Source organism: Paenibacillus hexagrammi (assembly GCF_021513275.1).
Taxonomy (GTDB): domain Bacteria; phylum Bacillota; class Bacilli; order Paenibacillales; family NBRC-103111; genus Paenibacillus_E; species Paenibacillus_E hexagrammi.
In genome coordinates this window covers 1,995,291-2,014,868 of sequence record NZ_CP090978.1, presented here as the reverse complement: position 1 = coordinate 2,014,868, position 19,578 = coordinate 1,995,291, and the positions used below count along the sequence as shown (strand labels likewise).

General features: G+C 47.1%; 12 protein-coding genes and 1 pseudogene. 2 read left to right on the top strand and 11 right to left on the bottom strand.

All coding sequences use genetic code 11. From position 1 onward, the window contains the following. Window positions 1-161: 161 nt before the first annotated feature. The 10 genes and pseudogenes from L0M14_RS08650 to L0M14_RS08605 all read right to left on the bottom strand — a co-directional run bounded on the left by L0M14_RS08650 (window position 162) and on the right by L0M14_RS08605 (window position 16,211). The gene (locus L0M14_RS08650) at window positions 162-1,901 is read right to left on the bottom strand and encodes a hypothetical protein (protein WP_235121751.1); all 1,740 of its coding nucleotides are present in this window, start codon (window positions 1,899-1,901) and stop codon (window positions 162-164) included. Window positions 1,902-1,943: 42 nt separating this feature from the next. Further along, window positions 1,944-2,867: an efflux RND transporter periplasmic adaptor subunit gene (locus L0M14_RS08645; protein WP_235121750.1), complete on the bottom strand. Its 924-nt coding sequence runs from the start codon at window positions 2,865-2,867 to the stop codon at window positions 1,944-1,946. Beyond that, window positions 2,864-3,205, bottom strand: coding sequence for a hypothetical protein (locus tag L0M14_RS08640; RefSeq protein WP_235121749.1), 342 nt, complete (start codon window positions 3,203-3,205; stop codon window positions 2,864-2,866). The genes L0M14_RS08645 and L0M14_RS08640 overlap by 4 nt, the downstream gene beginning before the upstream one ends. Window positions 3,206-3,225: 20 nt before the next feature. Continuing rightward, complete coding sequence (locus tag L0M14_RS08635; protein WP_235121748.1) at window positions 3,226-6,339, bottom strand: efflux RND transporter permease subunit; 3,114 nt, start codon at window positions 6,337-6,339, stop codon at window positions 3,226-3,228. A gap of 560 nt (window positions 6,340-6,899) precedes the next feature. After that, on the bottom strand, window positions 6,900-9,053 hold the full coding sequence (locus L0M14_RS08630) for a hypothetical protein (protein WP_235121747.1): 2,154 nt from the start codon (window positions 9,051-9,053) through the stop codon (window positions 6,900-6,902). A gap of 45 nt (window positions 9,054-9,098) precedes the next feature. Beyond that, window positions 9,099-10,565 carry an ABC transporter substrate-binding protein gene (locus L0M14_RS08625; protein ID WP_235121746.1) on the bottom strand — a complete coding sequence of 489 codons (1,467 nt, stop codon included), beginning with the start codon at window positions 10,563-10,565 and terminating at the stop codon, window positions 9,099-9,101. A 31-nt stretch (window positions 10,566-10,596) separates the two neighbouring features. Continuing rightward, window positions 10,597-11,484, bottom strand: coding sequence for an ABC transporter ATP-binding protein (locus tag L0M14_RS08620; protein WP_235121745.1), 888 nt, complete (start codon window positions 11,482-11,484; stop codon window positions 10,597-10,599). A 3-nt stretch (window positions 11,485-11,487) separates the two neighbouring features. Next, window positions 11,488-14,397: an ABC transporter permease gene (locus L0M14_RS08615; protein WP_235122857.1), complete on the bottom strand. Its 2,910-nt coding sequence runs from the start codon at window positions 14,395-14,397 to the stop codon at window positions 11,488-11,490. A gap of 5 nt (window positions 14,398-14,402) precedes the next feature. Continuing rightward, window positions 14,403-15,500, bottom strand: coding sequence for an efflux RND transporter periplasmic adaptor subunit (locus L0M14_RS08610; protein ID WP_235121744.1), 1,098 nt, complete (start codon window positions 15,498-15,500; stop codon window positions 14,403-14,405). Continuing rightward, window positions 15,463-16,211: pseudogene (locus L0M14_RS08605) on the bottom strand (ABC transporter ATP-binding protein). Before L0M14_RS08605 ends, L0M14_RS08610 begins: the two are co-directional and overlap by 38 nt. Before the next feature lie 305 nt (window positions 16,212-16,516). On the opposite strand from L0M14_RS08605, the gene L0M14_RS08600 reads away from it, so the two are divergent. Both L0M14_RS08600 and L0M14_RS08595 read left to right on the top strand, forming a co-directional pair. Then, window positions 16,517-17,896 (top strand): dipeptidase, encoded by a 1,380-nt coding sequence (locus tag L0M14_RS08600; protein ID WP_235121743.1) that lies wholly within the window; start codon window positions 16,517-16,519, stop codon window positions 17,894-17,896. 20 nt (window positions 17,897-17,916) lie between these two features. Continuing rightward, the gene (locus L0M14_RS08595; RefSeq protein ID WP_235121742.1) at window positions 17,917-18,435 is read left to right on the top strand and encodes a GNAT family N-acetyltransferase; all 519 of its coding nucleotides are present in this window, start codon (window positions 17,917-17,919) and stop codon (window positions 18,433-18,435) included. Between the two features lie 170 nt (window positions 18,436-18,605). Here L0M14_RS08595 and dapA read toward each other — a convergent pair whose 3' ends face one another. Continuing rightward, the gene (gene dapA, locus L0M14_RS08590; protein ID WP_235121741.1) at window positions 18,606-19,481 is read right to left on the bottom strand and encodes a 4-hydroxy-tetrahydrodipicolinate synthase; all 876 of its coding nucleotides are present in this window, start codon (window positions 19,479-19,481) and stop codon (window positions 18,606-18,608) included. Between the last annotated feature and the right edge of the window lie 97 nt (window positions 19,482-19,578).

The following is a 19,578-nucleotide window of genomic DNA, read 5'->3' as shown; positions in this document are numbered from 1 at the left end:
TACTTAAACATGAAAAAGCCTCAAGCGCTGATCACACAGTGCTTGAGGCTTTTGTGTTACTTTCAAAAAATAGATGTAGAGACATAACATCGAATGAAAAGTTAGATTCCTAATAATTGCTGCTTGCCTCAATTTCATTAAATGAAAGGCATAATTTCAAATTACTGCTTAAATTCCGTAAGGAAACGCTTGGCAGTATCTCCCGCTGCTGTCGTAAATACTTCGTAAATTTTAACCGTTAGCGGGAAGTCAAGCTGTCCTGAATTGACATTCAAAGAAATCGTATTCGTGCCGTTATATAGACGATTGGTTCCGGCTAACGCTTCGGTTGTGCTGCCTACGCGATTGCCATCATTATCATATAAGTCAAATTGCAGCTTAGAAGTGTTGGCATCAACTGTTACAGCCTTATCCTGTTCAATATCCAAATCCAGCTTCAGCTTGTAGTTATACAAGAAGGATGTTGGCTGGAACAACGCAGTGATCGACCAGTCTCGAATGTTCACATTATATGGATACATTTTGAGCACAGAATCATCGGACTCTTCTTTTTGAACCGGAACCTTGGCTGTAGCTAACAGAGATTTATACGTCGTATCCGCGGTGGTTTGCGTGCTGTACAAGTTCATTTTCAAGCCTTCACCTGTTTCGGAAGCTGGAAGCGAGAACGCATAACTAACGATGTAAGAAGCTTTAGGTACGACTGCAGAAGCGGTGTTCGCCTGCCTAGTTCCAATATAAGAATATCCATCCTTGCTGATCAACTCGGTCTGAATGTTCGGAATCGGCAGCGGACGGTCGCTGTTGTTCGTTACTTTGAACTTCGCGACTGCCGTATTGAAGGCATCGTCATCGTTACCCGAGATATGCAGCTCCTCTAGTGAGATTTCCACATTGGAAGGAATAAATTTGTTCGTCGAATCCAGTCTCACAGGGGTACCGAGGGTATAGCTAGGTGCAGGAATCACCCCTTGTGTTGCCGCGCCGGCAGGGAGCAAGATGTTGATACGGCCTACACGGTAGGATTCTTCACCCGCTGCAGTGGCAAACTTCTCTGGAGTTACGACATTCAAGCTTGTGAACTCCGTATCCAGATCCGTCGGAATGACGACGTGAACGTATTTCTTTTCACCAGCCTCTAAAGTGACCGAAGACTCCGCTCTGCTTCCGGAATACACACTGCTCTCGGTTTTGCCGTCAATGGCGAAATTAGGAACGTTTTGACGCTCATCCGTAGGGTTTTCCGCTTGGATTTGAACGACTGTCGATACACCCTTCGCGGTAATCTCCTTATGAATATCGATAGGTCTGAATACGATAGAAGAATGGAGAGAAGGAAGCGTAAACGGCTCTCCCCATTTCAAGATCGCACCTTGATTCGTAATTGTGCTGTCCACACCGTTCCAAACCATGGAAGGATCCAGCGGCAGAGTGAGCAGCGTTGTTTCTTTTTTCGGATATACCTCCAAATCCACATCGACCCAGCTGATGTCTGTGAGTGTAACATCATCAATGCGATCTACGGTGGACAAATAGCTGAGCTCTTGTTCACTTTTGCCTTTGACTGCCTTTGGATTTTTAGAGCTAGGCTCCAGCGTATACTCGACTCCGTCAGCCGTACGAACGCGCAGTTCAAAATCCGGTACACGGGTCAATTTGGAGCCCGTGTTTTTCAAACGAATTACTGCACCCAGCTTGGTGGAATCCGATTCATGTTCGTTAAGCAAGCTTTTCAATTCAACCTCGATGGAGCCTGAGAGCGGATAACTTGCAACAGCCTGTGCAGCTATCGGAGCCTCTGAGGCTGCAGGTTCCGATGCCCATGCCGGATAGGCAGCAGATGTGAGTAATGCGGCAGATAGTACCAGAGTCGTTAGCGATTTTTTCATTGTCTTATTCACTTTGTATTCCTCCTGAACGTAAATGCGTTTCAATTCCGATCGTTAGTTTGCAACTTGAACCTTATCTTTATCTTTCAACTGATGCTGACCTGAGGTGATTAAGATTTCTCCCTCTTTCACACCGGAGATAATTTCTTGATTCGTCTCATTTAAGCGGCCCAGTTCCACTTTTCTTTTTTCCGCGATATCCCCATTCAAAATATACACGAAGTTATCTCCGCCTTCACGGACAATACTCAGCGTAGGTACAACAGGTACGATCTGCTCATCTTCCTTCGTCAGTTGGATTTGAGCTTTAGAGCCAGGCTTGATCTTACCGTCAGGATTCGGAATTTCCAGCTCTAGGTCATACGCTTTGGTTTGACCGTTAATAACGTCTGACAAATACGTGATCGGAGCCGTCGTCTTATCGAGCACATCCGGTATGTAGAAGGTAAGCTCCGTTTTGCCTCTAACAAGGCTAGCAGATGCTTCAGTTAATTGAGATTTAATTTTCACCGGATTGATCTGCTGAACTTCACCAGCGCGATAGCCTGCTGTTACACTTTGGCCCACTTCCACGTTCAAGTCCGTTAAAATTCCTGAAGTCGGTGCTTTTACTTCCAAATTATCCAAAGCTCTTTCGATGCTGCGCTTATTCACTTCCGCCGATTCCAGCTGTGTCTCCGCTTGAGCCAACGTGTTGGTCTCTTGTAAAGCCTTCAGCTGCCTATGCAAGCTGTCAAGGCTGCGCTTTACTTTATCCAGCGCATTTTCCGCCGCATCCAGGTCGGATTTGGACGCCTGCCCCTGATCGTACAGATTGCGGGTTTTGTTGTACGCTTTTTCCGCATCGCTGACCGTCGTTTCCATCGTCGTAATGTTATCTTTCATATCGGCTACATTGTTAGCCGAGCTTTTCTGTGCGGAAGAAAGCCCCTCTTGTGCACCCTTGAGTGAAACGGCATTTAAATCCTTCTGGATCAAGGTGTCGGTCGGGTCAAGACGGAACAGAACATCCCCTTCTCTACCTTCTCTCCACGTTTCTTTAGAATCTCAATGACTTCCCCTTGACCTTTGGTCACAACATCCAATTGAACCGAAGACACGACATCCCCTACCTGCTCAATCGGATCACCGATTTTCTCTTTGGTGATTTTTGCCGTCTTCACGGTCTTAACCATATCTGCTTGCGCTGCACTTGTTGCAGCTGGGTTAGCCGCTTGTGGAGCGGAACAGCCCGCGGCAATCGCCGCGCTCAGCGCGACGACCCGATAAGTTTGGTGCTTTGTTTTAAAGACAACAACTGACGTTTCATGTTTCAATTCTCCTTTTCCCAGTAAGCTTATTGCATAGACGTTGCAGCATTATCCGCTTGAATGGCATCCATTTTTGCTTTCCGTTTGGCCAACTTTCTCTCTTTTCTGCTAAAGATAAGCTCATACACGATAGGCACAATCACTAACGTCAGCAGTGTTGACGTTGTAAGACCTCCGATCACGACGACAGCCAGACCCTTGGAAATAATGGTACCCTTCGAAAGTCCAAGAGCGAGTGGCATAAGCGCTAAAATCGTAGCGCCAGCTGTCATAATAATAGGCCGCAGTCTGGTCATGCCTGCTTCAATGAGAGAATCCCGAACCGAATAATTCAATTCTCTTAGCTGCTGAACGCGGTCTACCAATACAATCGCATTCGTTACGACGATACCAATGAGCATCAGGAATCCGATCAAGGAGGTTACGTTTACGGATTCACCTGTAACAAGAAGTCCTAGTAGTCCTCCAATCGCAGCAAGTGGTAGGGAGAACAGAATCGTCAGCGGAGCACTAGCGTTTCCAAACGCTAACACCATCACCAGATATACAATGAAAATGGAAGCCCCCATCGCCATGAACATTTCCATAAAGCTTTTATTAATATCATCAGATACGCCTTTCACTTCTCTGCTTACACCTGACGGCAGCTCGATTTTGGCCAGCTCTGCTGAAACCTTCTTACTGACGCCGCCTTTATCGACATTGTCGATTTTGGCCGTTACATTCAACACCTGTTCCTGGCTCTCGCGGCTGATGCCGGTCGGCGCATCAATCTGTTTCACTTTCGCCACTTCGTTCAGCTGAACCGTTTGACCGGTTGACGTCTTCATCAGGAAGGCGCCCATCTTTTCAACAGAATCCTTATAAATCGGATCCAGCATCACCTTCGTTTCGTAAGTAACATTATTAAACTTCATATCCCCAAGCTTCTCTTCGCTAATCCAACTGTTTACCGTTTGAAGGATTTGACCTGCAGTGAGCCCATAGAGTCTAGCTTTGTTTTGATCAACCGTAATCTCTACCTCAGTTTTGGAATCGCTCAGACTGTCTTTAACGTCTGTTAGCTCCGGGAACTCTTTCATCTTCTCTTTAACCAGCTCAGCCGCTTGCTTGAGGTAGAGTTGATCGTCTCCTTTAAGCGAGTAAGAGAAGTCTGCTCCGCTTGAGCCTCCGCCACCCATCGTGATGAGCTCCATATTCACATCTGAGCCGGTAGGCAGCAGCTTCATGATCTCTTCCTTATATTTCTTTACAGCTTCCTTCGCATCAATGGAATCGTTAAATTCCGTAAACATGGTTGCGCGGTATGCAAATTTATCATTACTTCCCAAGTTGTAGCCTACAAGCGCTTCGTTATATTTGAAGACCGGATTACCTTTATCATCCTTCGCCGCTTTCAGCATAGCTTCAATTTCCATGGACTTCTGATTCATCATATCGAGTGATGTTTCACGCGGCAGCTTTAATTGAACGTAAGCTTGACGATCAGTTTCACTATCCGGCATGAATGACATAGCTAAATGCGGAACGATTAATACGATCGACAGCACGAAAATCAGCCCGGCAATTAACAATGTTTTAATTCGGTTGTTCAAAGACCAAACCAGCGCTTTCTTGTAGCGCATAGCCATGGGACCAACATGATTCTCATCATGTGTAGTAATTTTCTTGCTTTTCAGAACCAAAATCTTTGCCAGCATCGGAATTACGGTTAGTGCTACAAGCAGTGAAGACATTAATGCACAGACCAGCGTGATGGCAAAAGGACGGAATACTTCTCCGACTACGCCGCTAACAAAGGCAATCGGGCCAAATACACCGACGGTTGTAATCGTTGAAGATGTAATAGCTGCCGATACTTGCTGAGTAGCTAACTTGATCACGGACTCATTTCGTTCGTGCGCTTTTTGTAATTGGCTGTATATATTCTCAATAACGACGATACTATCGTCAACGACCCGGCCGACGGCAATCGCCATCCCTCCAAGTGTCATAATATTGAGGGAAATACCTAGAGGCGCCATTAACAGTAAGGTCACAAGAATGGATAAAGGAATGGACACGAGTACGATTAACGTCATACGAATATTTCGCAGGAAAATCAGAATCATCAAGGAAGCTAGAACGGCCCCCATTCCACCCTCTTGCACCATACCATGAACCGATTCCTTAATGGAGGTAGCGCCATTCAAAACAATATGAAATTTAACGCCTGGAATGGATTTCTCCCAATCCTTCATGAGCTTATCTGCACTATCGGCAAACTCAACGGCATTAGCTGCTTTTGTCTTGTAAAGCAATACACCGATCGCCGGTTTATCGTCCAATCTTGCCATAAACTTCGATTCGCTGATTGCTTCCACTTTAGCGACCTGCTTTAACAGCAGGGTATCGCCTGTTTTTGTCATGATCTTCAGATTATCCAAATTGTAGATGGTGTCCATATCGCCCTTTACCCGCACCATCTGCGAATTCCCATTAAAATCAACTGTACCTGCCGGACTGGACACCAGCGATGCTTTTATCATGTTAGAAACATCGGAAGGAGTCATACCGTAATTGTTAATAGCTGCTGCATCCAGCTTAATGGAGAGGACTGCATCCTGATTCCCGACGGAGTCTACGTGGTCAATCCCTTTTAAACCGTTGAAGCCCGGCAGAATCGTGTCTTTATACACTTTGTCGAGCTCTGTCTGATTCATCCCTTCCTCGCCGTATACCGCCATGTAATACACCGGCTCCGACGCAAAACCTGCTGTCAGCACCCGAGGCTTCTCCGCGCTATCCGGTAATTGAACATTGGAGACCAGACTTTCGACGTCCTGCTTGACATCCTCAGGATCCTTGCTCTGCTCAAGCTCTATGATGATCTGTGAATAGTTGTCCTGCGAGCTCGAGGTCAGGTTTTTTAACCCATCCAACCCCGCGACCGCTTTTTCGAGCGGCTTGGTAATTTCCTCAAGAACATCCTTAGGCGGCGCCGTGTATGTAGTACTTACGATCACAACAGGAAACGTAATATCCGGCATGCTTTCGACCTTTAACGTCGTAGTTGCGTATGTCCCCCCTACTAGCAGCAGAATCATAATAATGAAGATCGCTGCTATATTTTTCATCGAAAACTCTGTAAATTTGATCATTCTCACTACTCCCCTATCCCACAAACTGTAACCAACAAAACAAGCGGGCATTGCTTACTTTCATCATAAACGGTAAATCTTAACAAAAAATAAACCAGGTTTGAAAATTTTATGTTTTTTTACTTACCGCTAAATGGTTTTACTCCCCCCACTTTCTCTTCTATAGTAAAGTTTGACTGTGTTTCCCGGAATTCCTACTTCAAACAAACTTCAAAAATTTCCAATTCAGACAGCATTGCTTTCATTATATATGCCAAGTGAAAGAATGACAGGTGAAATAGGTCATATGTGCAGTCATAAATTGAGTCATGCGCAGAGTCGACTTGTTATGACTCCATGTGACTATACGGCATGGAACCTGCAGTGGTTCCAACAAGAATAAAGCGAAGCCCCTTATGGGCTCCGCTGACTTTGTTGATAAAGAAGGGTGCATTCCGAGCTTTAGTAGATTTTCTCCGATCGCTACGCTTCTCCGAAAACTACTGAGCCCTCCATATACCTTTATCAACAGTCTGAACGAAGTCCCCATAGGCTCCGCTCGTATTGCAAGATAATAGGTATTAGTCCGTTGTTACAAACCAGTCGATATCTTGGGAGCCCAGCAGCCTTCTTTGACCATCCAGCTCATCGTACAGGCTCAGCTTGTACTTTTTAAGGAAGGTAGATTTATAAATCAAATCCTCATCCGTCATGCTAATTTCAAAGTTCTCATGCTTGCCCAGCTTCAACTTCGTCCCAGCCGTATCAGGCGTGTCCCCGTCGACGGGATCAATTTCCTTTGCTTCAAAGGACTTTTCAAAGCCTTTTCTTCCCTTACCGTCTTCAAATACCAGCACCAACTTATGCCCTTCCATATTCGTTTCAATCAGCAAATCTTTTTGAATCTCATAATTAAAGCCGAGTGTAAACGTACTGTTATCAATCTGCGTCGAGATGTGGTCCAGCGTGATCGTATACGGATACAAGGTTAAGCCTTTCAAAGTAGATTTAGCGTCCTTCAGCTCATCCGGCAGCCAGAATGAAACTGGGTTTACGTAGGAGTCCGGCTTTTTGTCCCCAACGGTCAATTCTCCTTCGGTTATCGCGTCGCCGATCATCAAATTCATATTCTCCGTAGAGAATCCCTTCGGGATTTTTGCGGACACGTTAATCAGTGCTTTGCCGCTCGGACTCACTTTATTTGTAATCTCAGCTACATCCGCTGGGAAAATCGTACCGTCCGGCGCCCGGAAATGCGCCACAATTTTGGAAACATTCGTATAACGTTTCTCGGCGTTCGTCGCTTCCAGTTGGGCTGTGAATAGACTGCCCGTATTGCCTCCATACGTTTGAATGCTGCGAATTTTATAATTCGTCCTGTGACCAGCTGATGTCGTTGCGTACGATTCTCCCATTCCAATGTAAGGGATTGCTTGAAGCTCAGCTTGGGATGAGAACTCTAGTACATCGGTCAAATCAGCACTGCCGGTATCCGTTCCGGATGAAGTCGAATCGCCGTCCGCATCCTTCTCCTGCAGGACAAGCTTAATTTGAGAAAATTCATAAGTGTACGGGATTTTTGCTGCGATTTGCAAATTAACGCTTGAGCCAGCCGCAAGCCCAATGACCTTGGCCGTTTGAACTAGGTTTGCTTCAACCTTCACGGCATCGTCGAGCAAAAAATAACCCGTCAATGCCGGAATAGGCAATGAATCATCACCCTTGTTGCTAAGCGTTAAATCAGCTGTAACGATATCTTGATCTTCCCACGGCAGCCGATGAAGGCCGTTCAGGGCAGCATAATACACCCCGGACTTATCTGTGAATGAATATTCCTTACCAAGGGAGCCTTCCTCCTGTGAGGCAACAGCCGGAAGCTGAAACGCAGCGATTGCAATGTTCATTTTCAAATCTGCTATTGCCTCTGCTAGGGTGAGCTGCCAACCATCAGGAGCTACCGCTACGGGAATGGACCCTGACAATTGAATCTCTTTACTTTCTTTAGGGTTAATAGTCAGATTCTTCGTTCCCTTAGCCTCTAACGGATAAAGCAGTCCCTCTGGGGTACGTATAGAGAATAAATAGGAAGGAATTGTAACGGAATGTGACCCTGAATTCTCTAGAGTTAGATAGACCGTCGGAACATAATATTTCTCATTCTTGTTACTGACAAACTTCTTAATGGAGGCAGTCACATCATTGCCGCCTACGGAGATGATGCTGGAGCCGTCAGCCGGTGTAATATCCGTGTATCCATCCGGAACCTCAACCTCACCAAGAACGCGTTCAAAGTTGGACTGGCTGAAGTCCCATTTGATGAATTGGACGATCAAATCCTGTAAGTTCGTATCCGAATTGACCGTAGCATAGAACGTTAAATCCTCAGATGACTTTGGCGAGACCCGGTTTTTGTCCTTATCGGCAGGAAGCAGTCGAGCAGAGAATTGATTGCCTGTTTTGCTTTTAAGACGTACCCAGTAGTCGATAAATTGCAGCTCATTGCTGCTGTCATTATGAATCGTAATGGTAAAAGTAGCTAATTTGCCGCTTGCTTCCGGCAAGACGTGAATTTGTTTCAACTCGAAGTAACTGCTGTCTGAAATGGACACCGTTCCAACCGACGAAACAACCGGCGCAGACTGGCTGTCAGCCCACGCGTTGTTCATCGGACCAAGAACTAAAGTTGCAGATAAAGCCATAGCAGCTAATCGAGTGTAACGGAACCTGCTGTTCATGATCTTGAAGTCCTCCTTTGTAACGAGTAAGTCTGGTTTGGTGTATTAGCCTGCCGCACCAGCAGGTGCTGGAGGTGTGATCGGTCCATTCGGGTTATCCTTGATTTGTTTCAGCATGGTATCCCCTTGGGTTTGCCACTCTTTCAGACCCTCCCGCGCAGTAATCTTGCCGTTAAGCACATTAAGGAACTGCTGGCGGCCTAGATCCTGTACTTGATAGATATTCGGGTTGTTCTGGTAGATCTTCGTATTCGGATCGATCGGAGCCGGAATCACTTTATAGAATGCTTCCATGTGGAAATCTTCTCCGTCCTTCGGCTTCAAATATTTGGATCGGGATACGAGTTGATAGGAGCTGTGGGATTTCAGCTTCGCCCAGTCATCGCCATTGACGAATTTAATAAAATTCCAAGCATCTTCCGGATTTTGCGCTTTTGCATTAATGGCCATAATGCCGTTCATATAGATCGAACCGCCGACACCCTTAGCTTCCGGATGAGAAGGGACCGTTACAACATCCCAGTCAATCGGTGTAAAGCCCTTATAATTGGCCGCGTTTTTGTTGGCATTTACCAGCTGTTGGATCTGCCCGTAATTAATGATTCCCATCGCAAGTCGTCCGGACATAAAATCATCGTAGGCGAACGGATTTTCTTGATCATACTGACGATTCATTTGCTTTTGAGGGTCAACTACCTCCGGGAACACATGCTGTTTCTGAAGTTCTGCCATTTTGGACCAAACCTTCTCCCACTGATCCGTGTCCACCGTCATTTTTTCTGCATTGTCATCAAACATCTTCAATTGAAGCGGAGCCGTATACATCTGCATGCCGTAAAACAAATCCATCTGAGATTGCGTATAGAAGTTGAAGCCGTTAATGGTTTTATCTCCATCCTCTTTATATACCCGTTTGGCTAGATCGAAGACTTCATCCCATGTCATATCGTCCTTAGGGAAATCTACGCCGGCATCGGAGAAAATCTTCTTATTGTAAATGAGTGCCGAGGAACTGAAATTTGGTGCGAGCGCGTACAGCTTTCCTCCACCAACGTTTTTAATGCCGTCAATCACAGCGGGAACGATTCCGGTCGTATCAAATTTATCCTTCGTTACGAGTGGATCTAACTGGGTAAGCAGATTGCTATCGATGACATCGGGGAGCTGTTCGTAGCCCATCATGACCACATCGGGAGGGTTATCTCCCTGCATGACCTCTTTGAGTTTCTCAAGAGGGTCTGGCATTTTCTCCCCGGGAGCCGGGGCTTTATATCGAACCATATCATCCATCGTTGGAATGATCTCGATCTTAACATTGGGATTCGCAAATTCATAAATTTCCGTAAACTGCTGCCGCAGATATTCTTCATCGTAGCCATAGCTGGTTGCAATTTTTAATACACGCTCGGTTTTATTATCCTCTGTGGTGCCTTTACTGCACGCAACAGCCAGCGGTGCTGTCATGACAAGTGTCAGTGATACCGCAAGCAGTTTTCGATTGATGGTTTTCATCTACAATTCCCTCCAACTTATGAGTCCCTTATTATTGTTCATTAAGCTTTCTAGGCGCTTTGATGGTTATGGTCTCTCCGTCAAACTCCATGGTCGCTTTTCCCTTAATTTGCAGTGCTTCCAGATACGCTTTCGGTACCTGAAGCCGACCGACACGGTCAAGGACCACGTACTCCTCATGAGCCCTCTGACTTAGAGCAGACTGTCCGGTGTTAGTACCATCCCATGAGGCAATAAGCGGATTACGCGCTATAAACTCCGTACTCGTCATGCCGTCCCTAATCGCAACAACTCGATTTACCTTACCAGCTACAGACATATCATGGGTAACGATAACAATCGTAACGCCCAGTTCTTCGTTTAACTTTCGAAAGATGGATAAAATCATATCAGCCGTCTTTGTGTCCACCGAGCCTGTCGGCTCATCGGCTAGCAGCAGCTTGGGCCGGTTCGCCAGTGAAATGGCAATCGCTACGCGCTGCTGCTCACCACCGGACAACTGCTGCAGCTTGTTGTTCATCCTGTGGCCGAGTCCGACCCATTCAAGCAGCTGTTTGGCATACTCACGGTCATACTTACCGCTGAGCATCATCGGCATCTCCACATTCTCTAGAGCCGTCAAGTATGAGACGAGATTGCGGGCATTATTTTGCCAAATAAAACCTACGGTATTTCGCTTGTATTCGACCAGCTGCTGATCGGTGATCTTAAGCAAATCCCAGTCTCCCACCATAACCTGCCCGGCAGAAGGTCGATCGAGGCCTCCAAGAATATTCAGCAGCGTAGACTTCCCGCTCCCGCTGTTTCCGATAATCGCCATTAGCTCGCCGGTTTCCACCTGGATATTCAGCCCTTGCAGTGCGACCACTTCGATTTCATCCGTTTTATAGATTTTGACTAAGCCTTCGCAAGTGATCATCTCTTATTTCTCCTCTCCCAGCTTCACAGCTTGATGCACGCGCAGCCTGCGGATATGCATGAACAGTAGTCCTGCTCCAGTTGCCATCATAACGGCTACGACCAGATAGAGCTGGATCGTGTCTTTGGAATCGAAGACAACCCGGAACGGCGGTACTTGACGCTGAATATTTTCTGAGGTTTGCAAGAACGGCAAAAAGAAATAACTGGTCAACTTGCCGATGCCGATACCGAGTGCGATGGAAAGCCCCGCCGTAAAGCCTTGCTCGAGCAGCAGCATCCCTGTCAATTGTTTCCGTGAAAGTCCCATAGCCCGTAAAACACCGAACTGTACGACTCTGCTGGAGAGATTAAAGAACCAATACAAGATATAACCGATCAATGAGACGATAACCGACACCAGGAATCCCAAGCTGAGAATTCCGAACACGCCGCCACGGGCAGGATGCTTTTTCTGTGAAATGAGTTCATTACGTACATCTTTTACGGATACCAAATCAATATGTTTCGCCTGTAACTGATTGATAAGGGGCGCTACTTTAGCATCCGGCTTCATCTTCAGCCATACCTCATAGGGCATAATTGAAGCTTGATCGTACAAATATTCCAGATTCGTGATGAAGAACGGGGTCTGATCTGGATATTGGCTGGGCCAGTAAGGCAAAATGCCGACGATCACAAATTCAAGGGGCTGCTGTTGAATGGTAATCGATAGCAAATCTCCCTCTTTAAGCGAATATTTTTTAGCATAATTCGAAGGAATAATGACAGCTTGTTCATAGGAACCAAGCAAATTCAGATAAGAATTAATATGCGCCGGAAACAAATCAGGTCGATACCAGGCTACTTTAGCAAAATCGACGTTGTCGATCCCCATCACTAGTCCTTGACCGGTCGACTTTCCCGAAACCACGACATTCGCTTTGGTCTGCAGAACTCGAGCTGCGGCTTCTACACCATCCAGCTCACGAAATACTTGAAACGGCGGCTCAATATACCGGATCTTCGTCGGTATTTGCTCTCCTGGATTGGAACCAGGCTGTCCGCCTCCCGCTCCACCTGCGCTACCACCCTGTCCTTGGCCAGAACCGCCCGATGTGCTGCCGCCACCTTGCGAGGATCCGGCGTTTGGATTATCGGTAGGCAGATCGTCTGATACGCCCTCCCATACCGCTTGCAGCACAACATCGGTGCCGTATTGATAGAGCGTCCGCTCTGTTGAGTTCAAATCGATCGTCCGTGCAGCCGAAGAATTGTAAATTCCAAGGCCGAGGGTAAGAACGAGCAGAAGCATAAGCGGATAATAGGAGCTTGCGGACCGGGATAGCTGAGCAAGTGTCAGGTATAACGGAACAGGCAGGAATCTGCGTCCAAGCCAGCCGAACAAACGCAGCAGCCAAGGGAAAATCCGTAGAAAGAATAATCCAAGAGAAAATATCGATAACGCAGGCACAAAGAACAGCAGCGGATGCACTTGAAGCTGGTCCGTCGTCAAACCTGTTTGCACTGAAAGCAATTGACGCTGGTCAAATAAATAGAAACCATAGGCTACTACGCCTAGCAGAACAATATCCAAAAACCATCGCTGCCAGAATGGTCGGCGGTCGCTTCTGGCCAGCTGCTGCTTGTAATTAACAATGGATGACCTGGCAAACATCACAGCAGGAATCACGCTGGACATGATAGCGATAACAACGGCAAGCAGTCCGTAGGTCATCGCCTCAACCGTAAACCCAACCGGAATCGACTGTCTGTCGACGAAGGTCAGGAATCCACTGGAGGAACCAATGCTCTTGGCCATAAACCAGCCTATCGCTGGACCGACTACCAAAGCCAATGCGCCAAGCAGTAATCCTTCCAGCAAATATATGCCTGTAATTTGCCTTGTCGAACCCCCACGACTCCGGAGTACGGCAATTACGCTTCGTTGTCGTTCCAGCGATTGTCTGGCATTCATGACAATGTAGTAAAACACCATGGCAATCATTGGAGCTGCTAGGGTAAAGAGTAAAATTTGCATCTGCAGGCTTTGTGATTTGAACTCAGCCAAGATTGGCTGAAAGGATAGATCTACTTTCGTATCCTTCAGCTTTTGATACAAGTTGATATCGAGCCGCTCTAGACGATTGCCTAGAGGTGACAATTGACTCGTCTGAATGTCGCTTAAATCAAATGCGTAATACCAATTGGCCAGTTGGAGGGGCAGCTTTTTATCCGTAAGGAGGGTCTTTGTAAACAAGTCATCACTTACAATTAGAGAGTTTACTATTCCTTCCAATCCTTGAAACCAGTAAGGATCGTTCTCGTTTTTGGGCTTAAAGGCGCCGACGATTTTTACAGTAAGAAGTGAACTTCCATTACTCCCCGATGCCGAATAGCGGAATTCGTCACCCACGTGCAGATCGTTTCGGTACATAGCCTCTTCCAGTACAACAGCAGGAATCATGCCGTTATCCAGGTGGTCGGGAGCCATATTCCCCATCGTCCACTCCACATGATCGTTGAGCGACTCCAACGTGGAGATCGTCATCTGCCTGCGCTTGCTGGGATCTACTTTTTTAGGATCAACGGGTGATAAGTTCGAACCTTTAATGGAGTAGCTTCTGGCATAAGCCTCAACGGGAAACCCGATATCCTTCGGAATTTGCTCCTGTATATACACATTGACGTCCTTGAGTTCATCCATCCCTACACGATCGGAGCCGACTGCTTGATAACGCATCAGCAGGGAGCCTGCCGGAAGCCCGCTGCTTTTCTCCTGGAGCGACTTCGCGACAACACGTTTCAACGATCCATCGGCATACATCGGAATACTCGTCGTAAACGCAACCGCCATGACAAGCCCCAGCCACGTGCTGAGCGTCAACCACCTCGTATTCCACATTTTTCGAAACAAGAAACGCAGCATCGGCATAGACATTATCGACCCACTACTTTCTGTCCGGCAGTGAGACCCTTCACAATCTCCACTTCCGTCGATGTTTGCTGTCCGATTTCCACGTCAACTTCACGTTTGTTCCCTTGATCATCCACGACCTGCACATAGTTGCGGCCTGCATAAGACCTTAATGCCGAAAGAGGGATGGTGAGTGCATTCTCTTTGCGGTCCGTAATCACAGTAACACTCAGCTGAAGTCCCCTGCCCAGACCAGGCGGAAAATCATCCAATTCTACAACAAGATAGTTATCGATCGAGTCTTGCTCACTACCGGAACCTCCAGGATAGAAGCCGCCTCCATTCCCGTTATCCGATTGTGGAACAGGTAGAGACTTCACCTTCCCCTTAAACTGTCCTGCGGTATTGATATCGACAATCGCTTCCATTCCTACAGCGAGCTTCTTGGCATCATCTGCACTTACGCTTGCCGCCACAGTCAACTGGCTTAAATCAGCAATCGTTGCGACCGACTCATCCGTCTTCACTGTGTCGCCTTTCTTCGAGGTTACACTGACTATCGTGCCGCTAAACGGCGCAAGCAATTTCGCCTTGCTCACTTGCGACTCCAGCTTCGCCAGATCCTCCCGCTTCAGTTCAAAATCAATCTTCGCCTGCTCGACTGCCTCGGGCGTCATTTCGTCCGCCTTGCGCAGTGTTTCTATCATCGTCAGCTCGTCGCGCCTGGTTTCAAGTCTTTTGCGTTTCAAATCGCTCTCCAAGTCCGACACGTCCAGCTCCGCGATCGGTTGTCCAGCCTCAACGGGATCACCGCTATTCACAAGCACGGCATTGATACGTTTTGCAACCATTTCCTCGGGGAAGAACAGCTTTTCTTCCTTTAAAGCCATCAATCGTCCGCTTCCTCTGACTTTGGTCTCGAGTGTTCCCGATTTCACTTCATATTCGGGCTTCTTAGATAATTTGGGCGGATTGATCGTCGGAAGCACTTCCTCCTCCTGCTCCTTCGGCAAAAGCGAGCAGCCGGATGTAAGCAGTAAGGATGAACAAAGCACGATGGCGGCAATCGGCTTTATGGCTTGATTACGTGACGAACTTTCCGTCAACCATTTCATAAACATGATCGGCAACCTCCAGAATCGTAGGGTCATGAGTAGTCATACAGATTGTAATTTGTTCAGTTTGAATAATGCTACGAAAAACAGACATGATTTGTGCCCCCATTTGCGAATCCAGCTCCGCTGTCGGTTCATCCGCCAAGATAAGCGAAGGCTTATGGGCAATGGCTTTCGCAATCGCTACACGCTGCTGTTCTCCCCCGACAACTCAAAGGGACGATGATGCATCCTTCTGGATAAGCCTACCAAGTCCAGACAATGCTCGACCCGCTTTTTCCATTCGGAGCGAGGGGTTCCTGCCATTCGCAGTGCCAGCTCAACATTCTCCCAAGCTGACAATAACGGCATAAGCGCAAACGATTGGAATATAAAGCCAATCTCTTTACGTCGAATCATGGTTCGCTCATCGTCGCGCAGTGTGTGAAACGGCTTTCCCTGAAAATAAATCTCGCCTTCATTCGGCTGATCGAGTCCGCCAATTAGGTTTAGCAGCGTCGTTTTGCCGGAACCGGAGCGGCCTTTCAGCATCACAAGCTGTATGGGTAGAAGCTTCATCTCAATTCCTTTCAATACGTGCAGCTGCTGCCCGCCAACTTGAAATGAACGCTCTACTCCCCTCACCGTTAACAAAGGATCTATCGCGTCGTTCGGGAAATCATCCCCGGTTTCAGTAAGCGGACTATGTACGGATTTGCTGCGAAACCAACTTACCATGCGCGTAATCCTCCCTTTCCATAAGTAACTGTATGATGAAATAGACGGAGCAGCGTTTTAAAAAGTTTCATGAAACTGAAAATTTGCTGAAAATCTACGAACCTTGCAGTTCGGTGTATGTTTCTATTGAAATATACTAGAATTTGGATTATTTTACAAACTACTTCGCCAGAACCCAGAGATGAATTCTGAAAAAAAGCTGTCTCATGTTACAATAGAAAAGGAAATAGTCTTCCATTCGAATAAGAATTTATGATGCAAATCAACACGAATGGCGGATTTCGAGCAAATAAAGGAGTGGCTTTATGCAAATACAAACAATAGTGGATTATTTCAAAAAGGAACGGGAGCGGCATTTGGAGGAGTTAAAGCAATTCTTACGGATTCCAAGCATTAGTGCCGTGACGGATCATAAGGGAGACATTCTTCACTGTGCTGAATGGGTGGCGGAGTCGCTGCGTCAAGCAGGTATGGAGAACGTGGAGATTATGCCTACGGAGGGCCACCCTGTTGTGTATGCGGACTGGCTTCATGCTCCTGATGCTCCGACTGTTCTGATATACGGACACTATGATGTCCAACCTGCGGATCCGCTGGAGCTGTGGGAAATGGAGCCGTTTGAGCCAGTTATTAAAGATGGTAAATTATTTGGGCGAGGCAGCACAGACGACAAAGGACAGCTCATGCTGCATGTCAAAGCCGTGGAGGCTTTCATGCAAACAGAGGGCAAGCTGCCTGTGAATGTGAAGTTCTGCATTGAAGGCGAAGAAGAAATTGCCAGCAAGCATTTGCCTGCTTTCGTTGAAACCCATACTGACAAGCTTGCAGCTGATCTCATCACGCTTTCGGATACTCAGATGCATGGACCGGGTCAGCCTACTTTAATGTATGGACTGCGAGGACTTGCGGGTATTGAGCTCTCTGTTCAAGGCGCGAATAGCGATCTTCATTCTGGATTGTATGGCGGAGCTGTTCAAAATCCGATTCATGCGCTCTCTGAGCTTCTCGCCTCCTTTCATGATGCCGAAGGCAGAGTGGCTGTGGAAGGCTTCTATGACGAAGTCATTCCTTTATCGCAACAAGAACGGGAGGCCTTTAAGAAAGTCGAGCCCGATGAGGAGAAAATTCGTAAAGACTTGCAGGTCAAAGATCTCTACGGGGAAAAAGGGTATTCGTTCTATGAGCAAACGACATCCCGGCCGACGCTAGAGATCACTTCCGTCAGCGGTGGCTTTCAAGGAGAAGGCATCAAACCGATCATCCCGAATCTGGCTACTGCCAAAATCGCCTGCCGCCTTGTTGCCGCGCAGGTACCTGATCATGTCATGGATGCTATTGAAGATCATGTGGTTAAGCATACACCTGCAGGTGTCCAAGTATCCGTGAAGCGATCGTTATGGGGGAACCCGTTCATTACGCCTATCGATCACCCGGTCATGGTTTCCGCTGCAAAAGCGTACGAAGAAACCTATGGCGCCTATCCGGTATATACGCGAAGCGGCGGTTCCATTCCAATTGTGGAAGTATTCGGACGGCTTCTGGAGGCGCCAGTCGTCATGCTAGGTTTTGGACTGCCCGGAGAAAACCTGCACGCTCCGAATGAACATTTCCATTTGGAGAATTGGGATAAAGGCCTAGAGACCATATCTCGCTTTTGGCTAAAGATCGCCCAGTCTAATGAATAAATAAGGGGAACTGGAACAACATGACTAACATAGATATCAACAAGTTAACGATCCGGGATGCAAATCTTGAAGATTTAGCGGAAATCGTTCGTATCTACAATTCAACGGTTGCAGGCCGAATGGTTACTGCGGACACAGAGCCTGTTCCCGTCTCAAGCAGAGAACGATGGTTCCACGAGCATTCACCTGACTTCCGTCCTCTCTGGGTACTGGAACAGAGTGGAAAGATTTGCGGTTGGTTATGTTTTCAATCGTTTTACGGAAGACCTGCTTATCAGGCAACCGCCGAGGTTAGCATTTATCTCGACGAGGCCTGCCGCGGGCAAGGAATCGGACGTTTTTTGCTGCAGCAGGCTATCGACGCTTGTCCGAAACTGAACATAAAGACGCTGCTCGGCTTTATATTCGGCCACAATGACCCTAGCTTGAAGCTGTTCAAAAGCTTCGGCTTCGATAATTGGGCCCAGCTGCCAAGAATCGCCGAGTTGGATGGCATCGAGCGGGATCTCATCATTGTCGGCAAGCGGGTGCTGGAGTAGGGTAAGAACTACCGTGCAAGAAGATGTCTATGAAAGCTGTTCGTAACTTTGAATCCAAATGGCAGCTTCGTGACGAACAGGGAAATTTAACATTCGTATAGAAAAACGCTTATTGAGGCCTTTTACCTTTGGCCACCAATAAGCGTTTTTTATAGAGTAGCCCTACAAGATTACACGTACTTTGCTAAATGCTCTCTCAAGCTGTCCCCTACAGGCACCATAGGCAGACGAAGCGTATCCGATTCGATGAGTCCCCTCTGAGCGAGCATCCATTTTAGCGGCGCAGGATTCGGCTCTGCAAACAGCAATCGAATCAGAGGCGATAGCTGTTCGAATTGCTGTTTGCTCTCAGTAATGCGACCCTCTTCGAAATCCTTGAGCAAATCTACAAAACGTTCTGTCTCCATATTCGCCGTAGCACTCATGGCACCTTTCGCTCCGCAGCATAGTGCTGCAAATAACAGCGCATCATCTCCGCAAAGAACCGGTTTAGATCCCAAGCGGGATAACTCGGAAACCAGATGAATAGAAGGAGTACTATCTTTCATGCCAATGACACCATCCAAATCCAGGATCGATCTAACCGTATCCAGCTCAAGTGTCACGCCTGTTCGATGTGGAATTTCATATAGAATGACCGGTAGACCTACCTCCGCAACACGGCGGAAATGCTCAATAATTCCTTTTTGGCTAGGGCGGTTGTAGTAGGGAACCACCACAAGAGCAGCATCTGCGCCAAGCTCAGCAGCATGCTCCGTCTTTTTGACGGTAGCCATCGTATCGTTCGTCCCCGTTCCAACAATAATCGGAACATCAACCGCTGCAGCCTGCCTGGCCGTTTGCGCCGTCGTGAACATAAGCGCCATCTCATCACTAGACAAACCTGGCGACTCGCCCGTTGTACCACCCACAACTAGGCCATTGATTTCATCTTCAAACAAGTGATAGGTCAAATTATAGAATGAAGCAACGTCTAGTTCATATTCCTCGTCAAATGGTGTAATAACCGGTACATATAAGCCTTTAAGATCATTTTCCGTCAGCATCCTGCATTCCTCCATCTATCATCCTTCGGGCGTGAGCGTCCGAGCTTTCATTATGTTGTAGTTACACTGTAGCATGGAAGCTATCATCACAGTTAGC

Bases quoted from the DNA above. Each gene is read 5' to 3' on its own strand.
- dapA (WP_235121741.1), bottom strand. From the start codon at position 19,481: ATGCTGACGGAAAATGATCTTAAAGGCTTATATGTACCGGTTATTACA.
- L0M14_RS08635 (WP_235121748.1), bottom strand. From the start codon at position 6,339: ATGATCAAATTTACAGAGTTTTCGATGAAAAATATAGCAGCGATCTTC.
- L0M14_RS08630 (WP_235121747.1), bottom strand. From the start codon at position 9,053: ATGAACAGCAGGTTCCGTTACACTCGATTAGCTGCTATGGCTTTATCT.
- L0M14_RS08610 (WP_235121744.1), bottom strand. From the start codon at position 15,500: ATGTTTATGAAATGGTTGACGGAAAGTTCGTCACGTAATCAAGCCATA.
- L0M14_RS08620 (WP_235121745.1), bottom strand. From the start codon at position 11,484: ATGATCACTTGCGAAGGCTTAGTCAAAATCTATAAAACGGATGAAATC.
- L0M14_RS08595 (WP_235121742.1), top strand. From the start codon at position 17,917: ATGACTAACATAGATATCAACAAGTTAACGATCCGGGATGCAAATCTT.
- L0M14_RS08625 (WP_235121746.1), bottom strand. From the start codon at position 10,565: ATGAAAACCATCAATCGAAAACTGCTTGCGGTATCACTGACACTTGTC.
- L0M14_RS08615 (WP_235122857.1), bottom strand. From the start codon at position 14,397: ATGCCGATGCTGCGTTTCTTGTTTCGAAAAATGTGGAATACGAGGTGG.
- L0M14_RS08600 (WP_235121743.1), top strand. From the start codon at position 16,517: ATGCAAATACAAACAATAGTGGATTATTTCAAAAAGGAACGGGAGCGG.